General features: G+C 70.0%; 25 protein-coding genes and 1 tRNA gene. 14 read left to right on the forward strand and 12 right to left on the reverse strand.

From position 1 onward, the window contains the following. Window positions 1–103: 103 nt before the first annotated feature. The 4 genes from HL658_RS13625 to HL658_RS13640 form a co-directional block, all read right to left on the reverse strand. Window positions 104–451, reverse strand: coding sequence for a ComEA family DNA-binding protein (locus tag HL658_RS13625; protein WP_180282504.1), 348 nt, complete (start codon window positions 449–451; stop codon window positions 104–106). A gap of 175 nt (window positions 452–626) precedes the next feature. Further along, a complete protein-coding gene (locus HL658_RS13630) occupies window positions 627–986 on the reverse strand; it encodes a HepT-like ribonuclease domain-containing protein (RefSeq protein ID WP_180282505.1) in 360 nt (119 codons plus the stop codon). Further along, window positions 986–1,288: a nucleotidyltransferase family protein gene (locus HL658_RS13635; protein ID WP_180282506.1), complete on the reverse strand. Its 303-nt coding sequence runs from the start codon at window positions 1,286–1,288 to the stop codon at window positions 986–988. Before HL658_RS13635 ends, HL658_RS13630 begins: the two co-directional genes overlap by 1 nt. 109 nt (window positions 1,289–1,397) lie before the next feature. Beyond that, window positions 1,398–1,487: transfer RNA gene (locus HL658_RS13640), tRNA-Ser, on the reverse strand. 227 nt (window positions 1,488–1,714) lie between these two features. On the opposite strand from HL658_RS13640, the gene rplU reads away from it, so the two are divergent. The 4 genes from rplU to proB all read left to right on the forward strand — a co-directional run bounded on the left by rplU (window position 1,715) and on the right by proB (window position 4,946). Beyond that, entirely contained in the window at window positions 1,715–2,032 is a 318-nt protein-coding gene (rplU, locus tag HL658_RS13645; protein WP_180282507.1) for a 50S ribosomal protein L21, read from the forward strand. 38 nt (window positions 2,033–2,070) lie between these two features. Next, a complete protein-coding gene (gene rpmA, locus HL658_RS13650) occupies window positions 2,071–2,346 on the forward strand; it encodes a 50S ribosomal protein L27 (RefSeq protein WP_180282508.1) in 276 nt (91 codons plus the stop codon). Between the two features lie 109 nt (window positions 2,347–2,455). Further along, window positions 2,456–3,814, forward strand: a complete 1,359-nt coding sequence (gene obgE / locus HL658_RS13655; RefSeq protein WP_180282509.1) for a GTPase ObgE — start codon at window positions 2,456–2,458, stop codon at window positions 3,812–3,814. Further along, window positions 3,789–4,946 carry a glutamate 5-kinase gene (gene proB / locus HL658_RS13660; RefSeq protein ID WP_180282510.1) on the forward strand — a complete coding sequence of 386 codons (1,158 nt, stop codon included), beginning with the start codon at window positions 3,789–3,791 and terminating at the stop codon, window positions 4,944–4,946. The genes obgE and proB overlap by 26 nt, the downstream gene beginning before the upstream one ends. Window positions 4,947–4,953: 7 nt before the next feature. On the opposite strand, the gene HL658_RS13665 is transcribed toward proB, so the two are convergent. After that, window positions 4,954–6,552: an ATP-binding protein gene (locus HL658_RS13665; protein ID WP_180282511.1), complete on the reverse strand. Its 1,599-nt coding sequence runs from the start codon at window positions 6,550–6,552 to the stop codon at window positions 4,954–4,956. 97 nt (window positions 6,553–6,649) lie between these two features. Here HL658_RS13665 and HL658_RS13670 point away from each other — a divergent pair, with 97 nt between their 5' ends. Beyond that, complete coding sequence (locus tag HL658_RS13670; RefSeq protein WP_246337594.1) at window positions 6,650–7,414, forward strand: HAD family hydrolase; 765 nt, start codon at window positions 6,650–6,652, stop codon at window positions 7,412–7,414. A 19-nt stretch (window positions 7,415–7,433) separates the two neighbouring features. On the opposite strand, the gene HL658_RS13675 is transcribed toward HL658_RS13670, so the two are convergent. Beyond that, complete coding sequence (locus tag HL658_RS13675; protein ID WP_211109733.1) at window positions 7,434–8,300, reverse strand: c-type cytochrome; 867 nt, start codon at window positions 8,298–8,300, stop codon at window positions 7,434–7,436. Between the two features lie 179 nt (window positions 8,301–8,479). Here HL658_RS13675 and HL658_RS13680 point away from each other — a divergent pair, with 179 nt between their 5' ends. Next, entirely contained in the window at window positions 8,480–9,760 is a 1,281-nt protein-coding gene (locus tag HL658_RS13680; RefSeq protein ID WP_180282512.1) for a glutamate-5-semialdehyde dehydrogenase, read from the forward strand. Window positions 9,761–9,769: 9 nt separating this feature from the next. Here the strand turns inward: HL658_RS13680 and HL658_RS13685 are convergent, their stop codons facing one another. Both HL658_RS13685 and HL658_RS13690 read right to left on the reverse strand, forming a co-directional pair. Continuing rightward, complete coding sequence (locus HL658_RS13685; protein ID WP_180282513.1) at window positions 9,770–10,219, reverse strand: PIN domain-containing protein; 450 nt, start codon at window positions 10,217–10,219, stop codon at window positions 9,770–9,772. 3 nt (window positions 10,220–10,222) lie between these two features. Beyond that, complete coding sequence (locus HL658_RS13690) at window positions 10,223–10,504, reverse strand: FitA-like ribbon-helix-helix domain-containing protein (RefSeq protein ID WP_211109734.1); 282 nt, start codon at window positions 10,502–10,504, stop codon at window positions 10,223–10,225. A gap of 149 nt (window positions 10,505–10,653) precedes the next feature. Between HL658_RS13690 and HL658_RS13695 the strand changes: the two genes are divergently transcribed. The 8 genes from HL658_RS13695 (at window position 10,654) to HL658_RS13730 (ending at window position 18,419) form a co-directional block, all read left to right on the forward strand. Further along, window positions 10,654–11,277: a nicotinate-nucleotide adenylyltransferase gene (locus tag HL658_RS13695; protein ID WP_180282514.1), complete on the forward strand. Its 624-nt coding sequence runs from the start codon at window positions 10,654–10,656 to the stop codon at window positions 11,275–11,277. A 32-nt stretch (window positions 11,278–11,309) separates the two neighbouring features. Next, the gene (rsfS, locus tag HL658_RS13700) at window positions 11,310–11,696 is read left to right on the forward strand and encodes a ribosome silencing factor (protein WP_180282515.1); all 387 of its coding nucleotides are present in this window, start codon (window positions 11,310–11,312) and stop codon (window positions 11,694–11,696) included. A gap of 40 nt (window positions 11,697–11,736) precedes the next feature. Beyond that, on the forward strand, window positions 11,737–12,195 hold the full coding sequence (gene rlmH / locus HL658_RS13705) for a 23S rRNA (pseudouridine(1915)-N(3))-methyltransferase RlmH (RefSeq protein ID WP_180282516.1): 459 nt from the start codon (window positions 11,737–11,739) through the stop codon (window positions 12,193–12,195). 148 nt (window positions 12,196–12,343) lie between these two features. Next, complete coding sequence (gpmI, locus tag HL658_RS13710; RefSeq protein ID WP_180282517.1) at window positions 12,344–13,912, forward strand: 2,3-bisphosphoglycerate-independent phosphoglycerate mutase; 1,569 nt, start codon at window positions 12,344–12,346, stop codon at window positions 13,910–13,912. Window positions 13,913–13,915: 3 nt separating this feature from the next. Then, window positions 13,916–15,298, forward strand: coding sequence for a murein hydrolase activator EnvC family protein (locus HL658_RS13715; RefSeq protein WP_180282518.1), 1,383 nt, complete (start codon window positions 13,916–13,918; stop codon window positions 15,296–15,298). A gap of 1 nt (window position 15,299) precedes the next feature. Beyond that, window positions 15,300–16,643, forward strand: a complete 1,344-nt coding sequence (locus tag HL658_RS13720; RefSeq protein WP_180282519.1) for a S41 family peptidase — start codon at window positions 15,300–15,302, stop codon at window positions 16,641–16,643. A 31-nt stretch (window positions 16,644–16,674) separates the two neighbouring features. Then, a complete protein-coding gene (locus HL658_RS13725; RefSeq protein WP_343055096.1) occupies window positions 16,675–17,934 on the forward strand; it encodes a divergent polysaccharide deacetylase family protein in 1,260 nt (419 codons plus the stop codon). Continuing rightward, on the forward strand, window positions 17,931–18,419 hold the full coding sequence (locus tag HL658_RS13730) for an RNA pyrophosphohydrolase (RefSeq protein WP_180282520.1): 489 nt from the start codon (window positions 17,931–17,933) through the stop codon (window positions 18,417–18,419). Before HL658_RS13725 ends, HL658_RS13730 begins: the two co-directional genes overlap by 4 nt. A 15-nt stretch (window positions 18,420–18,434) precedes the next feature. Here HL658_RS13730 and HL658_RS13735 read toward each other — a convergent pair whose 3' ends face one another. From HL658_RS13735 to HL658_RS13750, 4 genes are all read right to left on the reverse strand, one after another. Further along, entirely contained in the window at window positions 18,435–19,259 is an 825-nt protein-coding gene (locus HL658_RS13735; protein ID WP_180282521.1) for a ferritin-like domain-containing protein, read from the reverse strand. A gap of 148 nt (window positions 19,260–19,407) precedes the next feature. After that, a complete protein-coding gene (locus tag HL658_RS13740) occupies window positions 19,408–19,827 on the reverse strand; it encodes a F0F1 ATP synthase subunit epsilon (protein WP_180282522.1) in 420 nt (139 codons plus the stop codon). Between the two features lie 74 nt (window positions 19,828–19,901). Continuing rightward, the gene (gene atpD, locus HL658_RS13745) at window positions 19,902–21,341 is read right to left on the reverse strand and encodes a F0F1 ATP synthase subunit beta (RefSeq protein ID WP_180282523.1); all 1,440 of its coding nucleotides are present in this window, start codon (window positions 21,339–21,341) and stop codon (window positions 19,902–19,904) included. Window positions 21,342–21,401: 60 nt separating this feature from the next. Beyond that, window positions 21,402–22,289 (reverse strand): F0F1 ATP synthase subunit gamma, encoded by an 888-nt coding sequence (locus HL658_RS13750; protein WP_180282524.1) that lies wholly within the window; start codon window positions 22,287–22,289, stop codon window positions 21,402–21,404. Window positions 22,290–22,336 lie beyond the last annotated feature (47 nt).

Here is a 22,336-nt window from a genome sequence, read left to right on the forward strand (position 1 = left end):
CCACAGGAAACGCGCGACCGTCAAGGCATCCTTGCGGAGGCGCCGGGCGCCCGGGCGGGGCGCCCCGCCCGCGCTTGGGCCCGCGCGCGTGGGCCGCGCCGCGTCAGACGGTCAGGCGGTCACGATGGCGCGCCAGCACCTCCTCCGGCACCAGCCCACGGCTCACCAGGTCATCCACCGACCGGAAGGGCCGCGCCGCCAGGATGCGCTTGGCCCGCGCCTTGCCGATGTGCTTCAGCCCCGTCAGCTCATGATGCGACGCCTTGTTGATGTTGACGGCGTCGGACGAGGGGATGACGGCGGCGCCCAGCCGCTTCGCCTTCGCGGCGAGGGCCTTCGCCGACGCCCTACCACGCCGGGTCCCCAGCGCTCCATAGGCGACCGCGGCCCCGATGGCACCGACCGCCGCGGCGGCGATGCCGCCCATGACCGACGTCTTGTCCAGATCCATGCAAATCCCTCCTCGTTCCAGGCGGCTTTGAAACGCCGTCGAAAGGGGGAGGGTTCCAGGAGGGGGCGGCACCGTTGGCTGGTCGTGGAGGGACGTGGTGGGAATCGCGGGGGGATCGCGGTGGCATGCCCCGTTCCGGAAACGTGTCGGGCCCGACGTCACCCGCCCCTTATGATCAGTGGGAAAGCGGCGGCTCGGTGTCGCCCGTCAAAGCGGCCTGCAAGGCACGGTCGAGCTGGTCGAGATCCTCCTCCTCCACCTCCCAAACACGGCGGATGTTGGTCCTGAAGTATTCATGAACGATCCGGTCGCGCATTCCAGCAACGGCCCGCCAGCGGATGCTCGGATGCGCGGATTTGACGTCCGTTCCAAGAGCCTTCGCGGCTTCACCGATGACGCCAAGCGAAAAGAGGACCGATCGGATCACCACAGGGCTGCGGCAAAACGCATTGAAATCCATCCCGGCGGTGTCGGCCCGGATGTCGGCGATCGCGGCAAGGATGTCCCGGACCCGCTCGCGATCGCTGCGCGCCATCAGAAAACCACCGCCTTCTGATGCTCAAACGTCGCGCGTACGCTGGGTCGAAACGCATCGATCTCGCCAAGATCGACAGGCCGTCCCAACCGGTCCTCCAACAGAAGCCGCGTATCCTCCAGCCGGATCAGCGAAAAGGAGCGGCCCGGTTCGATTTCGACCGCGATGTCCACGTCGCTGTCTGCTCTTTCGCTGCCACGCGCCAGAGACCCGAATACAAAGAGATGGCGTATTCCTCTCCGGCGAAGCTCCGGCTCTTCAGCTTTGATCAGCCGCACGACCTCGTCGAGCGCGCTCGCCATGGAATGTACTCCGGCCTATCGCGGGCCCCGAGTTTATCACAGGCAAGGCTGGAAGCGCACTGCCGACGGTGTGGATCTCACCCGGTGGCGCTGGGCTCCCGATCAAAACTGGCGGATGGGGGGAGATTCGAACTCCCGGTACCCTTGCGGGTACGCCGCATTTCGAGTGCGGTGCATTCAACCACTCTGCCACCCATCCGTGGCCCCGCTGTGCGAAGCGGCGCGCACCCTAACCGAAAGGATCCGGCGGTGCAAGCCCGCTCTTGGGGGAAATTCACAGGCAATCCGGCCGCAAGCCTGTTGACTCCCGCGGGACCTTGCGTATAACTCTCCGCTCTCACGAACGGGCGTGCACCTGGAACGGTGGGCGGTGGCCCGCGGTTTGTTTTGGCCCAGCGGCTTGGTTTGACATAGGCAGTGACCAACATGTTTGCAGTGATCCGCACCGGCGGCAAGCAGTACAAGGTCGCCAACGGCGACGTGATCCGCGTCGAGAAGCTCGAGGGCGACGCCGGCGCCTCGATCACTCTGGACGACGTCCTGATGGTCAGCGATGGCGGCTCCACCACCATCGGCAGCCCGACCGTGGCGGGCGCTTCGGTCACGGCCGAGGTCGTGGCCCAGGACCGTGGCCCGAAGATCATCGTCTTCAAGAAGAAGCGGCGCCAGAACTACCGCCGCAAGAACGGCCACCGTCAGGACCTGACGGTGCTCCGCATCACCGGGATTTCCGGCGCCGCCTGACCGGGCCCGCCGCACAGCGTTTCCAGGAGTAGCGAACCATGGCACACAAAAAGGCAGGCGGCTCGTCGCGCAACGGCCGCGACAGTGCGGGCCGTCGTCTCGGTCTGAAGCGTTCCGGCGGCCAGGCGGTCCTCGCCGGCAACATCCTCGTCCGGCAGCGCGGCACCACCTTCCATCCCGGCGCCAACGTCGGCATGGGCCGCGACCACACGCTCTTCGCGCTGGTCGACGGGCGCATGGGCTTCAAGCACAGCTCGGGCGGTCGCACCTATGTGACCGTGGAGCCGGTGGCTCCGGCCGTCGCCGCCGAGTGACGCCGGTCAGGCCAGCCGCTTTTCTTCCAGGAAATCGGGGGGACCGGGTGACCGGCCCCCCGATTTCCGTTTCCGGACCTATTTTCGTTTCTGGGCTGGTGTTCCGGTCATGAAGTTCCTCGATCAGGCCAAGGTCTTCCTCAAGAGCGGCGACGGCGGCAACGGCGCCGTGGCCTTCCGCCGCGAGAAGTACATCGAGTTCGGCGGGCCGGACGGCGGCAACGGCGGCAAGGGCGGCGACGTGGTGGTCGAGGCGGTGAACGGCCTCAACACCCTCATCGACTACCGCTACAAGACGCATTTCAAGGCCGAGCGCGGCCAGCAGGGCATGGGCCGCGACCGCAGCGGCGCCCGCGGCGCGGATCTGGTGCTGCGTGTGCCGGTCGGGACCCAGCTTCTGGACGAGGACCAGGAAACCGTGCTGGCCGACATGACCGAGGCGGGGCAGCGGGTCGTCCTGATGAAGGGCGGCGACGGCGGCTTCGGCAACGCCTATTACAAGACCGCCACCAACCGCGCCCCGCGCAAGGCCCAGCCCGGCTGGCCGGGGGAGGAGCGCTGGGTGTGGCTTCGGCTGAAGCTGATCGCCGACGCCGGGCTGGTCGGGCTGCCCAACGCCGGCAAGTCCACCTTCCTGGCGGCCACCACCGCGGCCAAGCCGAAGATCGCCGATTACCCCTTCACCACCCTCACCCCCAACCTGGGCGTGGTGCGGGTTGGCGAGGAGGAGTTCGTGATGGCCGACATCCCCGGCCTGATCGAGGGCGCGCACGAGGGGCACGGGCTGGGCGACCGCTTCCTCGGCCATGTCGAGCGCACCCGCATCCTGCTGCACCTGATCGACGGCACCGCCGAGGATGTGGTCGAGTCCTACCGCGTCGTCCGCAACGAGCTGGCCGCCTATGGCGAGCATCTGGCGGCCAAGGCGGAGATCATCGGGCTGAACAAGTGCGATTCGCTGACGCCGGAGGAGATGGGCGAGAAGCAATCGGCGCTCCAGTCGGTGTCCGGGGCCGAGGTGATGATCCTCAGCGGCGCCACCGGCCAGGGCGTGCAGGCCGTGCTCTACCGCCTGCTCCAGGAGATCAAGCGCGCCAAGGCGGAGGACCCCGACGTGGTGCGCCCGCCGGCCACCAAGACCATGGCCCCGGAGATCCCCGCCTTCAAGACCAAGCTCGGCCCCGAGTCGCGCGTCACGGACGACGACGAGTGGGACGGCGTGTCGGACGAGGCGGACGAGGAGGAGCCGCTTTCCGACGAGGACGCGGAGGATCCGGAAGGGGACGAGCTGGACGGCGACGACCCGGACGATGGTGAGTCCGAGGATGACGAACCGGGCGATGACGATCCCGAGGACGACGAGCCGGGCGACGACGATCCCGAGGACGACGAGCCGGGCGACGACGAGGCGGTGAGCGACGGCGGGGATGGGGACGAGGACGATGGACGCGACAGCCGTGGCCGCTGAGGCCGCCCCCACCCTGCTCGACGCCCGCCGGCTGGTGGTCAAGATCGGCTCGGCCCTGCTGGTCGATGGCGCGACCGGCCAGGTGCGCCGCGACTGGCTCGACGCGCTGGCCGACGACGTGGCGGCCATCCGCGCCCGCGGGACCGAGGTGGTGATCGTCACCTCCGGTGCCGTCGCCGTGGGGCGCGAGCATCTGGGCCTGACCGGCCGGCCCTTGCGGCTGGAGGAGAAGCAGGCGGCGGCGGCCACCGGCCAGATCCGCCTCGCCCATGCCTATCTGGAAACGCTGGCCCGCCACGACATCACGGTGGCCCAGGTGCTGGTCACGCTGGAGGACACCGAGGAGCGGCGCCGCCATCTGAACGCCCGCGCCACCATCGACACGCTGCTCAAGCTGGGCGCCGTCCCCGTCATCAACGAGAACGACACGGTCGCCACCGCCGAGATCCGCTTCGGCGACAACGACCGTCTGGCCGCCCGCGTGGCGCAAATGATCAGCGCCGACACGCTGGTGCTGCTTTCGGACATCGACGGGCTCTACACCGCCGACCCGCGCAAGGATCCGGACGCCCGCCACATCCCGGTGGTGGAGGCGCTGACCGCCGAGATCGAGGGCATGGCCGGCGAGCCGCCGCCCGGCTACAGCTCCGGCGGGATGGTCACCAAGATCGCCGCCGCCCGCGTCGCCATGGGGGCCGGCTGCCGCATGGTCATCGCCAAGGGCAAGCGCATGAACCCGCTCGCCGCGCTGGAGCGCCGGGCGGAGGATGGCGGCGCCCCGTGCACCTGGTTCCTGGCCGCCGCCGAGCCGCGCACCGCGCGCAAGGCCTGGATCGCCGGCCACCTGAACCCCGCCGGCTCGCTGATTGTGGACGACGGCGCGCAGGCGGCGCTCGCCAAGGGCGCCAGCCTGCTGCCCGCCGGGGTGCGCGCGGTGGAGGGCGGCTTCGACCGCGGCGACCTCGTCGCCATCCGCACCCCTGATGGCCGCGAGATCGCCCGCGGCCTCAGTGCCTACGACGCCGACAGCGCCCGGCGCATCATGGGCCGCAAGAGCCACGAGATCGAAGCCGTGCTGGGCTACCGCGGCCGCGACGAGATGGTCCACCGCGACGACATGGTGGTGCGGTAGGTCGGCCCTACCCCGCCGCCACCCGCGGCAGTTCCATAAGCACGCTGGTGCCGACGCCCGGCGTGCTGATGATGGTGACCTGACCGCCCAGCGGGCCGTTCACCAGATTGAACACGATGTTGAGGCCGAGCCCCGGGCTGCCGGCGTGGCGGCGGGTGGTGAAGAAGGGTTCGAAGACCTTCGGCAGGTCGTCCATCGCAATGCCGACACCGTCGTCGGCGAAGCAGATGTGGATCTGGTCGATGTCGCGGGAGACGGTGACGGAGACGCGGCCGCCCTCCGCGCCGAACGCGTGCTGGAACGCGTTGGCGAGCAGGTTGGACAGCACCTGGGACAGGGCGCCCGGATGGCTGTCCATGCCGAGGCCCGGGGGGCAGTTGATCTCCAGCGTCACCCCGTGCGCGTCGAGAGCGCTGCGGTTGGCGCTTGTGAACTCTTCGAGCAGCCGGTCGAGCGCGAAGACGCGGCGCCCGCCCTCGGCCTGGACCGTGCCGGTCTGCTTGAACACCTGGACCAGCCGCCCCGCCCGCTCCATCGCGTCGTGCACGATCCCCGCGGCTTCCTCGACCTCGCCGAGATAGGCGTCGAGTTCGGAGCGGCGGAAGCCGCCGCCGGGTGCCGCCAGCCGGGCGCGCAGGGCCGCCGTCCGGTCACCCAGGAAGCTGGCCGAGGTCAGCGCGTTGCCGATGGGGGTGTTGACCTCGTGCGCCACACCGGCCACGAGTTGGCCCAGCGCCGACAGCTTCTCCGCCTGCACCAGCCGGGCCTGGGTGCGCTCCAACTCGGCCAGGGCGCGCTCGGCGGCGTCCTTGGCGGCGCGCAGCTCGGCCTCGGCGCGCTTGCGTTCGGTCACGTCGCGAATGATGGCGGTGAACAGCAGGCCTTCCGGCGACGGGGTGCGGGAGATGGTGATCTCCACCGGGATCTCCCGCCCGTCGCGGGCGAGGCCGTACAGTTCCCCGCGGCGGGACAGGTTCAGCGAACCTTCCTCCGTGCGGGCGAAGGCGGCGACATGGTCCCGGTGGCGCTGCCGGAACCGTTCCGGAACCAGAACGTCGACGGGGCGGCCCAGCAGCAGGGCCGCCGGCCAACCGAACAACCGTTCCGCCGCCGGATTGACCAGCACGATGCGCTGGTCGGGGGTCAACGCCACGATGGCGTCGTGCGCCAGCTCGATGATGCTCTTCACCCGCGCCCCGGCGAGCCGGGCGTATTCCTCGAACTGTTTGCGCAGGATGGCGTAGCGCAGCACCCGGTGCAGCACCCGCCCGTCCCCCTGCCCTTTGACCAGATAATCCTGGGCGCCGCATTCCACCGCCAGCAGCGCGAAGTCCGGATCGTCGAGCCCGGTCAGGACCACGATCGGCAGGTGCGGGGCCGCACGACTCATCCGCTTGATCGTTTCGATCCCGACGCTGTCCGGCAGCGACAGGTCGAGCAGGATCACGTCGCAGCCGTGCGTGTCCAGCCACGCCACGGCGTCGGCCAGGCAGCCGACATGGTCGATGGGGCTGGCGTCGTCCGCCATGCGGAAGAATTCGCGCACGATGCGGGCGTCCGCAACGTCGTCCTCCACCATCAGGACACGGATGACGTCGTCGCGCATGGTGATGATCCGACCGGCCCATGATGAAGGCGCCGCACGGGCGGATGGTTACCCCTGCGTGCATCGATGCGGCGGATACTACCGCAATCGTGTTACAATGGCGACATGCATCCGCCACGCGCAGGGCCGCCGCCCGCTGGGGCGGGTTGCCGCGGGGGCGGGCAGCGGCTATGTGGAACGCGTTTCCATCATCGAACGACCGGTCATGACCCATCGCCCGCCCATCCGCGCCGTCCTGTGGGACATCGACGGCACGCTGCTGGACAGCGAGCCGCACCACCACCGCGCCACGCTCGCCATCTGCCGCAGCCACGGCTACGAGCTGTCGGCGGAGGACGGCGCCAGTTTTCTCGGCTGCGGCTTTCCCGAGTTCTACGCCTCGCTCGACGCGCGCAGCCCGATGCCGGTGCCGTTCCGCGCCTGGGTCGACGCGATCACCGACCGCTATCTGGAGGGGATCGCCGGCGTCACCCCGCGCGAGGGTGCCTATGCCCTGGTCGCCGCCTTCGCCGGGCTGGGGCTGCGGCAGGCCTGCGTGTCCAACAGCGGACGGCGCGTGGTGGAGGCGAACCTGCGCGCCATCGCCCTGCCGCATCTGGAGTTCGCCGTCAGCCGCGACGATGTGAGCAACGGCAAGCCCGACCCGGAGGGCTACCGGCTGGCAGCCCATCGGCTGGGCGTGCCACCGGAGGCCTGCGCGGCCATCGAGGACAGCCCGACGGGGGCACGGGCGGCCAAGGCCGCCGGCATGCTGACCATTGCCTGGCCACAGCATCCGCATCTGGTCTTCGACACGGTGGACCACCGCGTCGACCATCTGCACGAGGTCGACTGGCCCGGGCTGTGCGGCACCCGCGCCTGAGCGGCCGGCTTCCGAAGGGTCAGTTCTGCGCCGGCACGGTGCGGAGATAGGCGACCAGCGCGTCCTGCTCCTCCCCCGACAGGGTCCGGTAGTAGCCGAAGGCCATCGGCGGCATCAGGTGCGTGCCGTCGGCGCTGACGCCGGTGGTGATGGCGCGCTTGATCTGGTCGTCGGTCCAGGCGCCGATGCCGTGCTGACGGTCCTGTGTGATGTTGCGGGCCACCGTCACCCCCCACGGCCCGGTGAAGGACTGCCCGCCGGCGCCGAGCTTGGTCATGTCGCGCCCGCCGCCCGCCTTCATCGGCGTGTGGCACTCCATACAGTGACCGACCGGGCCGGCGAGATAGGCGCCATAGGCCACCTTGTCCGCGCGCGACACTTCCGGCACCGAACCGACCGGAGGCCCCCAGGCCGGCGGCAACGGAAACTTGAATTCCGACGGCGCCACCTTGTTGCGGACCGGCTTCAGCGAGCGCAGATAGGCGACGATGGCGCGGGCGTCCGCGTCGGAGATGCCGCGGTAGAACTCGAACGGCATCGGCGGGCCGATGATGCTGCCGTCCGGGCGCTTGCCCTCGCGCATCGCGGTGATGATCTGCTCGTCGGTCCAGCGGCCGATGCCGGTCTCCGGATCGGGCGTGAGGTTGGCGGCGTAGGCGGTGAACATGGTGTCCGCGATCGGCATGCCGCCGGCCATTTCCATGCCCGGAGCCGGGCCGTTCGGCCCCTGCGGCGTGTGGCAGTTGCCGCAGGCGGCGATCCCGTTGACCAGCGCCCGACCGCGCTCCAGCGGCGTCTCCGCCGCCGCCGTCCCGGCGCCTGGCACACCCATGGCCAGCGACACGGCCAAAGCCAGCGCCGACACCCCCATCGACCCGCGCATCATCGTCCCATTCCCCGCATCCGCGACATTTCGGCGCATGCTGGGGCGGCAATGTTACGGCGCCAAGCGATTTGTGGTTACACATACAAAATCCACACATCAGACCGGCAACCCGCGGCCGGTCTTTCCCGACCCGCGCCGTTTCGCTACAGTCGCCGTCCTTCGTTTCCGGAGAGACCGCGATGTCCGCCCTGCCCGTCACCACCGACGATTTGTCCGCCACGATGCAGCAGCTCGGCGCCCGCGCCCGCGAGGCCGCCGCCGTGCTGGCGACGGTGCCGCCGGGGCCGAAGGTGGAGGCGCTGCGCGCCGCCGCCGCCGCCATCCGGGCGCGCCGGGCGGAGATCCAGGCGGCCAACGACCGCGACGTGGCGGCGGCCAAGGCCCGCGGCCTCGCCGGCCCCATGGTCGAGCGGCTGACGCTCACCGACGCGCGCATCGAGGCGATGGCCACGGGGCTGGAGGAGATCGCCGCACTGCCCGACCCCATCGGCACGGTCATCGCCGAATGGACCCGCCCCAACGGCCTGCGCATCCAGCGCGTGCGGGTGCCTTTGGGCGTCATCGGCATCATCTACGAGAGCCGGCCCAACGTGACCGCCGACGCCGGCGGGTTGTGCCTGAAGTCCGGCAACGCCGCGGTGCTGCGCGGCGGGTCGGAGAGCTTCCATTCCTCCCACGCCATCGCGTCCTGCCTGGCCGAGGGGCTGCGCGCCGCCGGCCTGCCGGAGGCCTGCATCCAGCTCGTCCCCACCACCGACCGCGCCGCCGTCGGCCACATGCTGACCATGCGCGAGCACATCGACGTGATCGTGCCGCGCGGCGGCAAGACTCTGATCCAGCGCGTGGCCGAGGAAAGCCGCATCCCCGTCATCAAGCATCTGGACGGCAACTGCCACGTCTTCGTACACGCGCGCGCCGAGCTGGAGAAGGCGCGCCGGGTGGTGATGAACGCCAAGATGCGCCGCACCTCCATCTGCGGGGCGGCCGAGACGCTGCTGGTCGACCGCGCGGTGGCCGACACCCATCTGGCCCCGCTGGTGAAGGACCTGCTGGACGCCGGCTGCGCGGTGCGCGGCGACGCCGCGGTGCGGGCCGTCGATCCCCGCGTGGAGCCGGTGACGGAATCCGACTGGGACACCGAGTATCTGGACGCCATCATCGCCTGCGGCGTGGTGGACGGGGTGGACGCCGCCATCGCCCACGTCAACCGGCACGGCAGCCACCACACCGACGCCATCGTCACCGAGGACGAGGCCGCGGCCGAGCGCTTCCTGCACCGGGTGGACAGCGGCATCGTCCTGTGGAACGCCTCCACCCAGTTCGCCGACGGCGGCGAGTTCGGCATGGGTGCGGAGATCGGCATCTCCACCGACAAGTTCCACGCGCGGGGGCCGGTCGGGGCCGAGCAGCTCACCAGCTACAAGTATGTGGTGCGGGGGACCGGGCAGACGCGGGGGTAAGCACCCCCTCTACCGCGATCGATGCTTGTCCCACTCGTCCAGCGTCCACAGCAGCCCGGCGACGGCCGGCGACGGGTGGGAGCGCTTCGCGCGGACAAAAGCCGCGTCGGCCGCGACCACCCTGTCGGCCCCGACCGCCACGGCGAAGGCGACATACAGACAGTCATACGGTGAGTGGTTCACCGCGAGCCCGAGATCGAGCGCCACGGATTGCAGCCCCATGCCGGTGGTCGGCATCGGAACGACCGCATCCTGAAGCAGCGTCAATCCGGCACGCGCCCGCTCGGCCGACCAGAGCTTCCGGCGAACCTGGCCCCAGACGACGTTCGCGGCTTCGTTGAGCCAGAAATCCGGCAACAGCAAGTCCTCGCTGCTGCGCAACAAAGCCAGCGCCGTGGCGCTGTCCGGCTCCTTCAGGACCCACTTCAGCGCCACCGAGGCGTCCACGACCAGGATCACCGGTCAGAACCCCTCGTCCGAACCCGTCAGTTTCCGGATGCGTTCCCGGCGCGCGGTCGCCAACAGATCGACAGAGCTCTCGGCGAGGGCCCCACCGGTCTCCTCCTGGAACGCCGCAAGGCGGCGGGCGATGTCGGATCGGTCCGGCCTCGCGGCCGTTCCCTCCAGCACCTGCCGCAGGATTTCCCGGTGCTCGGCCTCCGCCGAGCGGCCATGCTCGGCCGCCCGAAGACGCAGCTTGCGGACCAGCCCCTCGTCGAGATCATGAACCGTCAGGCTGGCCATGCCCTTCTCCCGCGTCCTGCCCGCGACCATCGTCGCACCCGCATAGGTAACGCCGCGCGCACCGGCTCACAAGACGGGAGCCATAGGCACTTTCCGCGGCAACGGCGTGCCGTTACCATCCCGGCCCCATCGCAGAGGACGCGCCGCCCTTGCCTTCCCCCCACCGCTACACCGGCCACCACCACGCCGGCCTGACGGTCGGCCTGCTCGGCGGGTCGTTCAACCCGGCGCATGCGGGGCACCGGCATGTCAGCCTGTACGCGCTGAAGGCGCTGGGGCTGGATCGGGTGTGGTGGTTGGTCAGCCCGCAGAACCCGCTGAAGCCGCGGGCGGGCATGGCGACGCTGGCGGAGCGGATGGCGGAGGCGCGGCGGGTGGCGGCGCACCCGCGCATCCAGCCGACCGACATCGAGCGCGATCTCGGCACCACCTACACGGCGGACACGCTGCGGCGGCTGACGGCGTTGTACCCCCGCACACGCTTCGTGTGGCTGATGGGGGCGGACAACCTGCGCCAGATCCCGCTTTGGCAGCACTGGACACGCATATTCCGGATGGTGCCGGTTGCAGTCTTCAGCCGCCCGACCTATTCTATGGGAGCGCTTGGCGGAAAGGCCGCCAAGCGGTTCGGCCGCCGCCGGGTGGACGAGCATAGGGCCAAGGGGCTGGCCGGGCTGGAACCGCCGGCCTGGGTCTTCCTCCGCAACCCCCTGCATCCGGCCTCGGCGACGGCGATCCGCCGGGCACGTGCCCGCGGGTCGCAACCCTTGTGATCGAGGTGGGAACCATCATCACCGATACCTCCATGGCCGCGCACGCTACCCTGCGGCCCGCGCCCGTTCACCTGGAACTGAAGGCGCTCATCGAGGCTTCCCTGGACGCCGATCAGGCCGACCAGATCGTCTCGATCGACCTTTCCGGCAAGACCAGCATCGCGGATTTCATGATCGTGGCGTCGGGCCGCAACACGCGGCACATCGCCGCCATGGCCCAGCACATCCGCGACAAGGTCAAGACCGCCGGCCTCGGCGAGGTCGAGATCGAGGGGATGACCCAGTGCGACTGGGTGCTGATCGACGCGGGCGACGTCATCGTCCATCTCTTCAAGCCCGAGGTCCGCAGCTTCTACAACATCGAGAAGATGTGGGGCCACGAGCTGCCGGCGATGGAACCGCCACGCTTCAGCGCCTGATCCGGGCGGAGGCCACGGGCAGACGGGAGGAGCCGGATCGATGCGGCTATGGCTCGCCGCCGTCGGGCGGGCGCGCAGCGATCCAGCGCGCGCGCTCTACGACGACTACGCCGGCCGCCTCACCTGGCCGCTGACCCTGCGTGAGGTGGAGGTGAAGAAGCGCCTGCCGCCCGACGAGCTGAAGCGGCAGGAGGCCGAGCTTCTGCTCGCCGCCATCCCCGCCGGCAGCACCGTGGTGGCGCTGGACGAGCGCGGCGCGTCGCTGGGCAGCGAGGCCTTCGCCCGCAAGCTGGAAGGGTGGCGCGACGGCGGGGCCGGCGACATCGCCTTCCTGATCGGCGGGGCCGACGGTCATGGCGAGGCGGTGCGCCGCCGCGCCGACCTTCTGCTCTCGCTGGGCGCCCTGACCTGGCCGCACATGCTGGTGCGCGCGCTGATCGCCGAACAGCTCTACCGCGCCCAATGCATCCTGTCCGGGCATCCCTACCATCGGGCGTGACCGGGTCGGGGGGTGAATTGACGGGGAACAGGGCCGGGTCTACCTTCACCGTCAATTCGGCCCGCGGCCGATCCGACGTCGGCACGCCCATGGCCGCCGGCCATGCTCCACCGCGGGACCAACGCCAGCCGCGATCATGAGGATCCCGATGACCGAGACCAAGCGCCCCCGCCCCGTCGTGCTGTGCATCCTGGATGGCTGGGGATGGCGGGAGGACCGGGCCGACAATGCCGTGGCCATCGCCGACACGCCGGTGTTCGACCGGCTGTGGGCGGCCGGGCCGACCGGCTTCCTCAGCGCGTCGGAGGAGGAGGTCGGGCTGCCCAAGGGGCAGATGGGCAACTCCGAGGTCGGGCACATGAATCTCGGCGCCGGGCGGGTGGTCCGCCAGGATCTGGTGATGATCGACCACGCCATCGTCGAGGGCGAGTTCCAGCGCAACAAGGCCATCGCCGATCTGGTTGCGAAGCTGCACGAGACCGGCGGGCGCTGCCACCTGATGGGCTTGCTGTCGCCGGGTGGCGTGCACGCGCACCAGGACCACATCGCCGCCCTTGCCGCCACCCTGGCCCATGAAGGCATCACGGTGGACGTGCACGCCTTCACCGACGGCCGCGACGTGGCGCCGGACAGCGCCAAGGACCAGGTGGCCGAGTTCATGGCCGACGTGCACGGGCTGCCGGGCGTGAACGTCGTCACCGTGTCCGGCCGCTACTACGCCATGGACCGCGACAAGCGCTGGGAGCGGGTGGGCAAGGCCTACGACGCCATGGTGCACGCCAAGGGCGAGCGGGCCGACGACCCGATCCAGGCGGTCGAGAAGAGCTACGCCGCCGGCACCATGGACGAGTTCATCCTGCCGACCGTGGTGGTCGGCGATTACACGGGCATGAAGGACGGCGACGCCATCCTGATGGCGAACTTCCGCGCCGACCGCGCGCGGGAGATCCTGACCGCGCTGCTCGACCCCGGCTTCACCGGCTTCGACCGCGGCACGCCGGTCAACTTCGCCGCCGCGGTCGGCATGGTGGAGTATTCCTCCGCGCTGAACCCGCTGATGACCGCCATCTTTCCGCCGAAAACCCTGACCAGGGTGCTGGGCGAGGTGGTGTCCGAGGCGGGATTGACCCAGTTGCGCATCGCGGAGACCGAGAAGTACCCGCACGTCACCTTCTTCTTCAACGGTGGCGAGGAGCGGCAGTATCCCGGCGAGGACCGCATCCTCGTGCCGTCGCCCAAGGTCGCGACCTACGACCTGCAGCCGCAGATGTCGGCATCCGAGGTGACGGACAAGGTGGTCGAGGCGGTGGACAGCGGCAAATACGACCTCGTCGTCATCAACTACGCCAACCCCGACATGGTCGGCCACACCGGCATCCTGTCCGCCGCCGTCAAGGCGGTGGAAACGGTGGATGGCTGCCTCGGCCGGTTGGAGGCGGCGGTGCGCCGCCAGGGTGGCGCCATGCTGGTCACCGCCGACCACGGCAACTGCGAGATGATGAAGGACCCGGAGACCGGCGGGCCGCACACCGCCCACACGCTGAACAAGGTGCCGATGGTGCTGATCGGTGGGCCGGCGGGGCTGAAGCGGCTGAACGACGGGCGGCTGGCCGACGTCGCCCCCACCCTGCTCCAGCTGCTGGGCCTGCCGCAGCCGGCGGAGATGACCGGTGCCAGCCTGATCGGGCACGCCGCCGACCGCGCCGCGGCGGAATAGGGCATGGCGGCGCCGCCCTTCGCTCCGGCTTCGGCCGATCCGCGGGGCGGCACCCGGCGCCGCGACAACCATGCCCTCATCCTCCCCCTGGCCGCCGCCTTGTGCCTCGGCGCTCTGGGTGCCAGCGCGCAGGAGGCGCCGCGCCAGTCGTTGAAGCGGGTGGAGGAGGAAATGCAGGCCGACCGCGCCCGCCAGCGCGCGCTCGACCGCCAGTCCCAGACCGTCCGCCGCGAGATCGAGGATCTCCGCACCCGGCTGGTCGATCTCGCCGACCGCGCCCGCGCCCAGGAAACGGAGCTCGACCGCATCGAATCCGGTCTGGCCGAGCTGGAGAACCGCGAGCGCGGGCAGGCCGCCCGGCTGGACGCGGAACGCCAGCAGATCGCCGCTCTGCTCGCGGCACTCCAGCGGCTGTCGCGCGTGCCGCCGGAGGCGGTGATCGCCCGGCCGGAGGGGCCGGTGGACACGCTGCGCTCCGCTCTGATGCTGCGGGAGACGGTGCCGGCGCTCCGCGAGCGCGCCGACTCGCTCGCCGCCGGCATCGCCGCGCTGGCAACGACCCGGGAATCGCTGCGTGGGCAGCGCGTGGCCGCGCTGGCCGCCCGCCACGCGCTGGACGAGCGGCAGGCGGAGCTGGCCCGTCTGGTCGAGCGCCGCGAGGAGCTGTCGCGCCAGACCGACGAGGAACGCGGCGCCGTCGGCCAGCGCATGGCGAAGCTGGGCGCCCAGGCCGCCGACCTCCGCCAGCTGATGGAGCGCATCGAACAGGAACGCCGCGCCGCCATGGAGTCCGCCAGCCGCCGCGAGGCGGAACGGCTGGAGGCGGAGCGCCGGCTGACCGAGCAGCGCGAGGCGGAACGCCGCCTCGCCGAGCAGAAGCTGGCCGAACAGAAGGCGGCGGAACAGAAGCTGGCCGAGCAGAAGGCCGCCGAGCGCCGTGCCGAGGTGGCGGTGGTGCAACGCCCGCCCGACGCGCCGGCGGACCCATCCGGCGCGGGTGTGCGCCTGCCGGCCGGCGGCAAGGTCACGCTGCGCTACGGGGAGACGGACCGCTACGGCGCCCTCAGCCGTGGCCTGACCATCGCGTCACGGCCCGGATCGCCCGTGGTTTCGCCATTTTCCGGCTCGATCATGTTCGCCGGGCCGTTCCGTGGCTACGGGCTGATCTTGATCGTGGAACACGCCGGTGGATATCATAGCCTGATTGCCGGATTGGGCCGCATCGACACGACCGTCGGCAAGCATGTTGCCGCCGGCGAACCGATTGGTCTGATGCCCTCCCCCAGCGACGGCAACCCGGATCTGTATTACGAGCTGCGACGACACGGTCAGCCGATCAACCCGCAGCGCGGTTTGGGCGCTCCGGAGGGGAAAGGACAAGGGTAGCATGACGATCATCAGGAAGACGGTCACCGCGGCGGCGCTGGTGTTTCTCGGAGCCGGCGTGGCGACCGTGACCGCGACCACCACCACGAACTCCTCCGACACCTACCGGCAGCTCAACCTGTTCGGCGATGTGTTCGAGCGGGTGCGCGCGGAGTATGTGGAGAAGGTCACCGACGAGCAGCTCATCGAGTCCGCCATCAACGGCATGCTGACATCGCTCGACCCGCATTCCAGCTACCTGAACCGCAAGAGCTTCCAGGACATGCAGGTGCAGACCCGCGGCGAGTTCGGCGGACTCGGCATCGAGGTCACGATGGAGAACGGCGTCATCAAGGTCGTCTCCCCCATCGACGAGACGCCGGCCTACCGCGCCGGGCTGCAGCCGGGCGACCTGATCACCCACCTCAACGGCGAGGCCGTGATGGGCATGTCGCTGAACGAGGCGGTGGAGAAGATGCGCGGCCCAGTGGACACCGAGATCAAGGTGACCATCCGCCGCGGCGAGAGCGGCGAGCCGTTCGAGGTCGCGCTGAAGCGCGCGGTGATCAAGGTGCAGTCCGTCCGCTCCCGCGTCGAGGGCGACCTCGGCTACCTGCGCGTCACCAGCTTCAACGAGCAGACCCAGAGCGGGCTGGAGAAGGCCATCGCCGGCATCCAGCAGCAGCTCGGCGACAAGCTGAAGGGCTTCGTGCTCGACCTGCGCAACAACCCCGGCGGCCTGCTGGACCAGGCGGTGTCGGTCTCCGACACCTTCCTCGACAAGGGCGAGATCGTCTCCACCCGCGGCCGCAAGTCGGAGGACGGCACCCGCTTCAATGCCAAGCCCGGCGACCTCGCCAAGGGGCTGCCCATCGTCGTGCTGATCAACGGCGGCTCGGCCTCGGCGTCGGAGATCGTGGCCGGCGCGCTGCAGGACCACAAGCGGGCGATCATCCTGGGCCAGCAGTCCTTCGGCAAGGGCTCGGTGCAGACCATCATCCCGCTGCCCGGCCACGGCGCCATGCGGCTGACCACCGCCCGCTACTACACCCCCAGCGGGCGCTCGATCCAGCAGCTCGGCATCACGCCGGACATCGAGGTGCAACCGGCGCGGCTGGAGGAGATCGAGCAGGCGAGCCGCCGGCGCGAGGCCGATCTGCGCGGCGCGTTGCGCAACGACACCAACCGGCCGCCGGCCGCCACGCCGGGTCAGCAGCCCGCCGCCCCGCAGGCCCGCCCGCCCGCCGGCGAGGAGGGTGAAGCCGCGGCCCCGCCGCAGCAGCCGGCCTTCGACTACCAGCTCGCGCGTGCGCTCGACCTGCTGCGCGGCGTGGCGCTCTGGCAGGCCCGGGCCTCGGTGAACTGACGGGACGCCGCGCCGGAAGAGGACCCAAGCCGTGAACGCCGCCGCGATGCTCGGGCGCCTGAAGCCCAACCTGAAGGGCCTGCGCCTCCCGCGCCCGCGCATCCGGCTTCCCGGCCTGGGGGCCCTGCGTGGTGCCAAGGGCAGTACGGCGGCGCTGGCCGGGGCGTGGCTGGCACTGGCCGGCGGCCTCGGTGGACTCGGCTGGTGGCTGAACAGCCACGCGGCGGACACCGAGGCGGCACGCCAATCCGCCAGCCCGCAGGTGGTCGTGGCCATTGCCAACGCGCCGGCGGCGGCACGCTCTTCGGCACCGCCACCGGCAACGGCGATGGCGCCGCCCCCCGCGACAGCAGCGGCAGCGGCGCCGGCACCCGCGGTGGCGCCGCCAGCCGCACCACCCGCGACGGCGCCACCCGCAGCACCGGCACCGGCTCCCGCCAGCGCCGGCTTGCCGGTGCCCGGCGCGGACGGCTCCATCACCCTGGCTCCAGCTCCGGTACCGGGATTGTTTGAGGAGTCCAAGAACGGACGGCTGCCGCGCATCGCCGAGGATGGGCGCAAGCCGTGGCAGGTCTACGCCCGGCCCTTCCCGCCGAACGAGCGGCGCCCGCGCATCGCCATCGTCATGGCCGACATGGGGCTGTCGGGCGTGACCACCGGCAACGCGATCCAGCGCCTGCCGCCGACGGTCACCCTGGCCTTCGTGCCGCAGGCCGAACGGCTGGACACCTGGGTGGAGCGGGCGCGCACCAAAGGGCACGAGGTGATGCTGGCGCTGCCGATGGAGCCCATCGACTTCCCGCGCAGCGACCCCGGCCCCAACGCCCTGCTCACCGGCCTGCCGGCCGACCGCAATCTGGAACGCCTCTCCATGGGACTGGGGAAGGTGGCGGGTTATGTGGGCGTGACCAGCACCACCGGCAGCAAGTTCACCGGCAGCGCCGACGCGCTGAAGCCGGTGATGGACGCGCTCAAGGCGCGCGGGTTGCTGTTCGTGGACGCCCGTGTCAACCCGCGCAGCGTCGCCGCCGCCGCCGCCCAGCAGGCCGGCGTGCCCGGCGCCTTCGTGGACCGCGTGATCGACCGCGACCTCTCCCGCGGGGCCATCGACGACCAGCTCCGCGAGCTGGAGTCGGTCGCCAAGCAGCAGGGAGCGGCCGTCGGGCTCGCCCTGCCCTACCCCAGCACCATCGAACGCATCAACCTGTGGGCTCCGGGGCTGGGCGACCGTGGCGTCGTGCTGGCGCCCGTGTCGGCCGTCGTCACTCTGCAGAAGGGCACCGGCGGATGACCATCGATCGCTCGACCCTGCCCTACCGCCCCTGCGTCGGGATCATGCTGCTGAACGGCCGCGGGCAGGTCTTCATCGCCAAGCGCTGTGACATGGCCGCCGCCTGGCAGATGCCGCAGGGCGGCATCGACGACGGCGAAACGGTGGACGAAGCCGCCCTGCGCGAGCTGAAGGAGGAGATCGGCACCGACCGTGCCGAGATCCTGGCCCGCACCACCGAAAAGCTGCGCTACGACCTGCCCGACCACCTGCTCGGCAAGGTGTGGAAGGGCCGCTGGCGGGGACAGGAGCAGGTGTGGGTGGCCGCCCGTTTCACCGGGGTGGACGGTGACATCGACCTGGACACCGAGCACCCGGAGTTCGACGCCTGGAAATGGGTGGACGCCGACGCCCTCCCCTCCCTGATCGTCCCCTTCAAGCGCCCGGTCTACGAGGCGGTGCTGGCCGAGTTCCGGGACGTGATCGCCGGGCTGCGGCGTTCTTGACGTGCGTCCCGCCTCCTAGGCCGCAAGCTTCTCCAGCTTCTTCACCCGCCGGTCCATCAGCCACCACGCCACGCGGCTGGCGGCGTTGAACGCGGTGGATTGGGGCTTCAGGCCACAGGCCTTGAAGACCATGGCGACCGCGCGGTCCAGATGCTCCGGCCGGTAGCGGCCGAAGGCGCGGCGCGCGTATTCACGGTTGTAGGTGTCATGATCGTAGGGGGCGTCGGCCGGGGCGTTGGCGGCGTAATAGGCGTAGGCCAGCTCGTCGTCCTCGGTCTCGTTGATGCGGCCGAGCGCGATCCACACGCGGCGCGGCTTCGACAGACGCTCGCGCTCCAGATAGGTCTTGGCGTACTGGTAGAACAGCTTGTAATGCCGGAGCTCGTCCGCCGCGATCAGACGGCAGATGCGCTTCAGCAGCGGCTCCTCGCAGCTGTCGCCGATGGCGGCGTAGTAGGAGCTGGTCCCCGTCTCCACCATGCAGCGGGCGATCAGCTCGCCGGGGCGGGAGCCGCGGATGGAGGACTGCTGGTCGAGGTCGATGCTGTAGCCGGCGCGGAAACGGGCGACCGCGGCCTCGAAGTTCCAGCCGGGATCGGCGATCTCGGCCCACCGGCCGAGCGCAACCCCGTGCTGCACCTCTTCCACCGCCCAATCCTCGGCGGCCTGCTGGAACTCCGGATCGTCACGGAATATGTTGCAGAGATAGGTCGTGTAGTCATTGGCGTTGAATTCGACCAGAGCCGCCGCCTTGATCAGCGGCACCAGCTCGGGATCGATTTTCGAGCGGTCGATCTGGTCCCAGGGAAGGTCTTCCTGTCTCCAGTGCAGTCGCGCCATATCACCACCACATCCAAATATCCGACAAGCAGCGCGCCTCCGACGGTCAGACCGGGAGGCGCGCGACCCGCGGTATATTTTGGTGCCGGTGTCGCGCAATGCAACAGCCTAGGCCCTTGCGGAAAGGCCCTGGCCCGGTGGGGTAACATCAGTGGGCGGACGCACCCGAGGAGACGGCGTCGACCTTGGCCTGGGCCACGGCCAGCTTGGCCTCGACCTGCTGCCGCTCGGCGTCGGTCTTCGCGTCGGCCAGATCCTCGTTCAGGTCCTTCAGCTCCTGCTCGGCCTTGGCGCGGTCGATCTCGGTCACGGGCACCGCCTGCTCGGCCAGGACCGTGCAGCGGGTTGCCGTCACCTCGGCGAAGCCGCCCGCGACGAACACGCGATTGACCACGCGGTCACCGTCATGCACCTCGATGATGCCCGGCCGGACGGTCGAGATCATCGGCGCATGGCCGGCCAGCACGCCGAAATCACCCTCGGCGCCCGGCACCACCACCATGTCCACCGGCTGCGACGCGAGCAGCTTTTCCGGCGAAACGAGTTCGAATTCGACTTTATCGGCCATGGTCTGGGGCCCCTTCGGCCGGCGCCCCTCCCCGTTTCCGGGGAAGGGTCGCGGCCGTCATCTCAGCTTCGGTGTCAGGCGGCTTCGGCGGCGAGCTTCTTCGCCTTGGCAACCGCCTCGTCGATGGTGCCGACCATGTAGAAGGCGGCCTCCGGCAGGTGGTCGTAGTCGCCGTTCACGATGCCCTTGAAGCCGCGGATCGTCTCTTCCAGCGACACCAGCACGCCCGGCGTGCCGGTGAACACCTCGGCGACGTGGAAGGGCTGGGAGAGGAAGCGCTGGATCTTGCGGGCGCGGGAAACGACCAGCTTGTCCTCTTCCGACAGCTCGTCCATGCCCAGGATCGCGATGATGTCCTGCAGCGACTTGTAGGTCTGCAGCACCTTCTGCACCGAGCGGGCGACCGCGTAGTGCTCGTCACCGACGACGCGCGGGTCGAGGATGCGGCTGGTCGAGTCGAGCGGGTCCACGGCCGGGAAGATGGCCATTTCCGCGATCGAGCGCGACAGCACGGTGGTGGCGTCCAGGTGGGCGAAGGAGGTCGCCGGGGCCGGGTCGGTCAAGTCGTCGGCGGGCACGTAAATGGCCTGCACCGAGGTGATCGAGCCCTTCTTGGTGGAGGTGATGCGCTCCTGCAGGGCGCCCATGTCGGTGGCCAGCGTCGGCTGGTAGCCCACCGCCGAGGGAATGCGGCCGAGCAGCGCCGACACCTCGGAGCCCGCCTGCGTGAAGCGGAAGATGTTGTCCACGAAGAACAGCACGTCCTGGCCTTCCTCGTCGCGGAAATACTCCGCAAGGGTCAGGCCGGTCAGGCCGACGCGGGCGCGGGCACCCGGCGGCTCGTTCATCTGGCCGTACACCAGGGCCACCTTGGAGCCCGGACCGTCGGTCTTGATGACGCCGGATTCCATCATCTCGTGGTAGAGGTCGTTGCCCTCACGGGTGCGCTCGCCGACGCCCGCGAACACCGACACACCGCCGTGCGCCTTCGCGACGTTGTTGATCAGCTCCATGATGGTGACGGTCTTGCCCACGCCCGCACCGCCGAACAGGCCGATCTTGCCGCCCTTGGCGTAGGGGGCGAGAAGGTCGATGACCTTGATGCCCGTGACCAGCACCTGGGCTTCCGTGGACTGGTCCACGAAGTCCGGGGCCGAACGGTGGATCGGGAAGGCGCGCTCGGCGTTCACCGGGCCGCGCTCGTCGATCGGCTCGCCGATGACGTTGATGATACGACCCAGCGTGGCCGGGCCGACGGGCACGGCGATCGGCGCGCCGGTGTCGGTGACCTCCTGGCCGCGGACCAGACCGTCGGTCGAGTCCATAGCGATGGTGCGGACGGTGTTCTCGCCGAGGTGCTGCGCCACCTCCAGAACCAGGGTCTTGCCCTCGTTCGTGGTGTGCACGGCGTTCAGGATCGCGGGCAGGTCACCTTCGAACTGGACGTCGACAACCGCGCCCGTCACCTGCGTGATCCTGCCGACGGCATTCGTCGCCTGGGTCGTAGTAGCCATCGAATAAAGCTCCCTCGGAACTCAAGTTTGTCGTGGTTGCCGTCGTGGCGAACGGGGTGATCAGACCGCCTCGGCGCCGGAGATGATCTCGATCAGCTCCTTCGTGATGTAGGCCTGACGCGTGCGGTTGTAGGTGATCGTGAGCTTGCTGATCATGTCGCCGGCGTTGCGGGTGGCGTTGTCCATGGCGGTCATGCGCGCACCCTGCTCCGACGCGGCGTTCTCGAGCAGCGCTCGGTAGACCTGGATCGCCAGGTTGCGCGGCAGCAGCTCGGCCAGGATCTGCTCCTCGTCCGGCTCGAACTCGTAGACCGGCCCGGCTTCGGCCGACGCGGCCTCACCGGCCGTCTCGGGCACGGCGAACGGAACGATCTGCTGCACGGTCACGATCTGCGAGATCGCCGACTTGAAGCGGTTGAAGACGATGGACGCCACGTCGTACTCGCCGGCGTCGTACATCTCCAGCACCTTGGCGGCGATGGCGTCGGCGTCGGCGAAGGACAGGCGGCGGCGGCCGACCTCCTCGAAGCTGTGCACGAGCAGCGGCGCGTAGTCGCGGCGGAGCTGGTCGCGACCCTTGCGGCCGACGGTCAGCACCTTCACCGTCTTGCCCTCCGCCTGGAGGCGCTGGATCTGGCGCCGCGCCTCACGGACGATGGAGGAGTTGAAGGCACCGCACAGGCCGCGGTCGGCGGTCATCACCACCAGGAGATGCACCTGGTCGGAGCCGGTGCCGGTCATCAGCTTCGGCCCGTCACCGCCACCCTGCTGGTTGGCGGCGAGCGAAGCCAGCATACGCCCCATGCGCTCGGCGAAGGGGCGGGCGGCCTCGGCCTGCTCCTGCGCGCGGCGGAGCTTGGAGGCGGCCACCATCTTCATGGCGGACGTGATCTTCCGCGTCGATTGGACGCTGGCGATCCGGTTCTTGAGATCCTTGAGGCTAGGCATGCCGGCCCTTCAATCCGCTCGTCGTCTTCGGTCGAGGGATCCGGGAC

The organism is Azospirillum oleiclasticum, assembly GCF_013423485.1.
GTDB lineage: Bacteria > Pseudomonadota > Alphaproteobacteria > Azospirillales > Azospirillaceae > Azospirillum > Azospirillum oleiclasticum.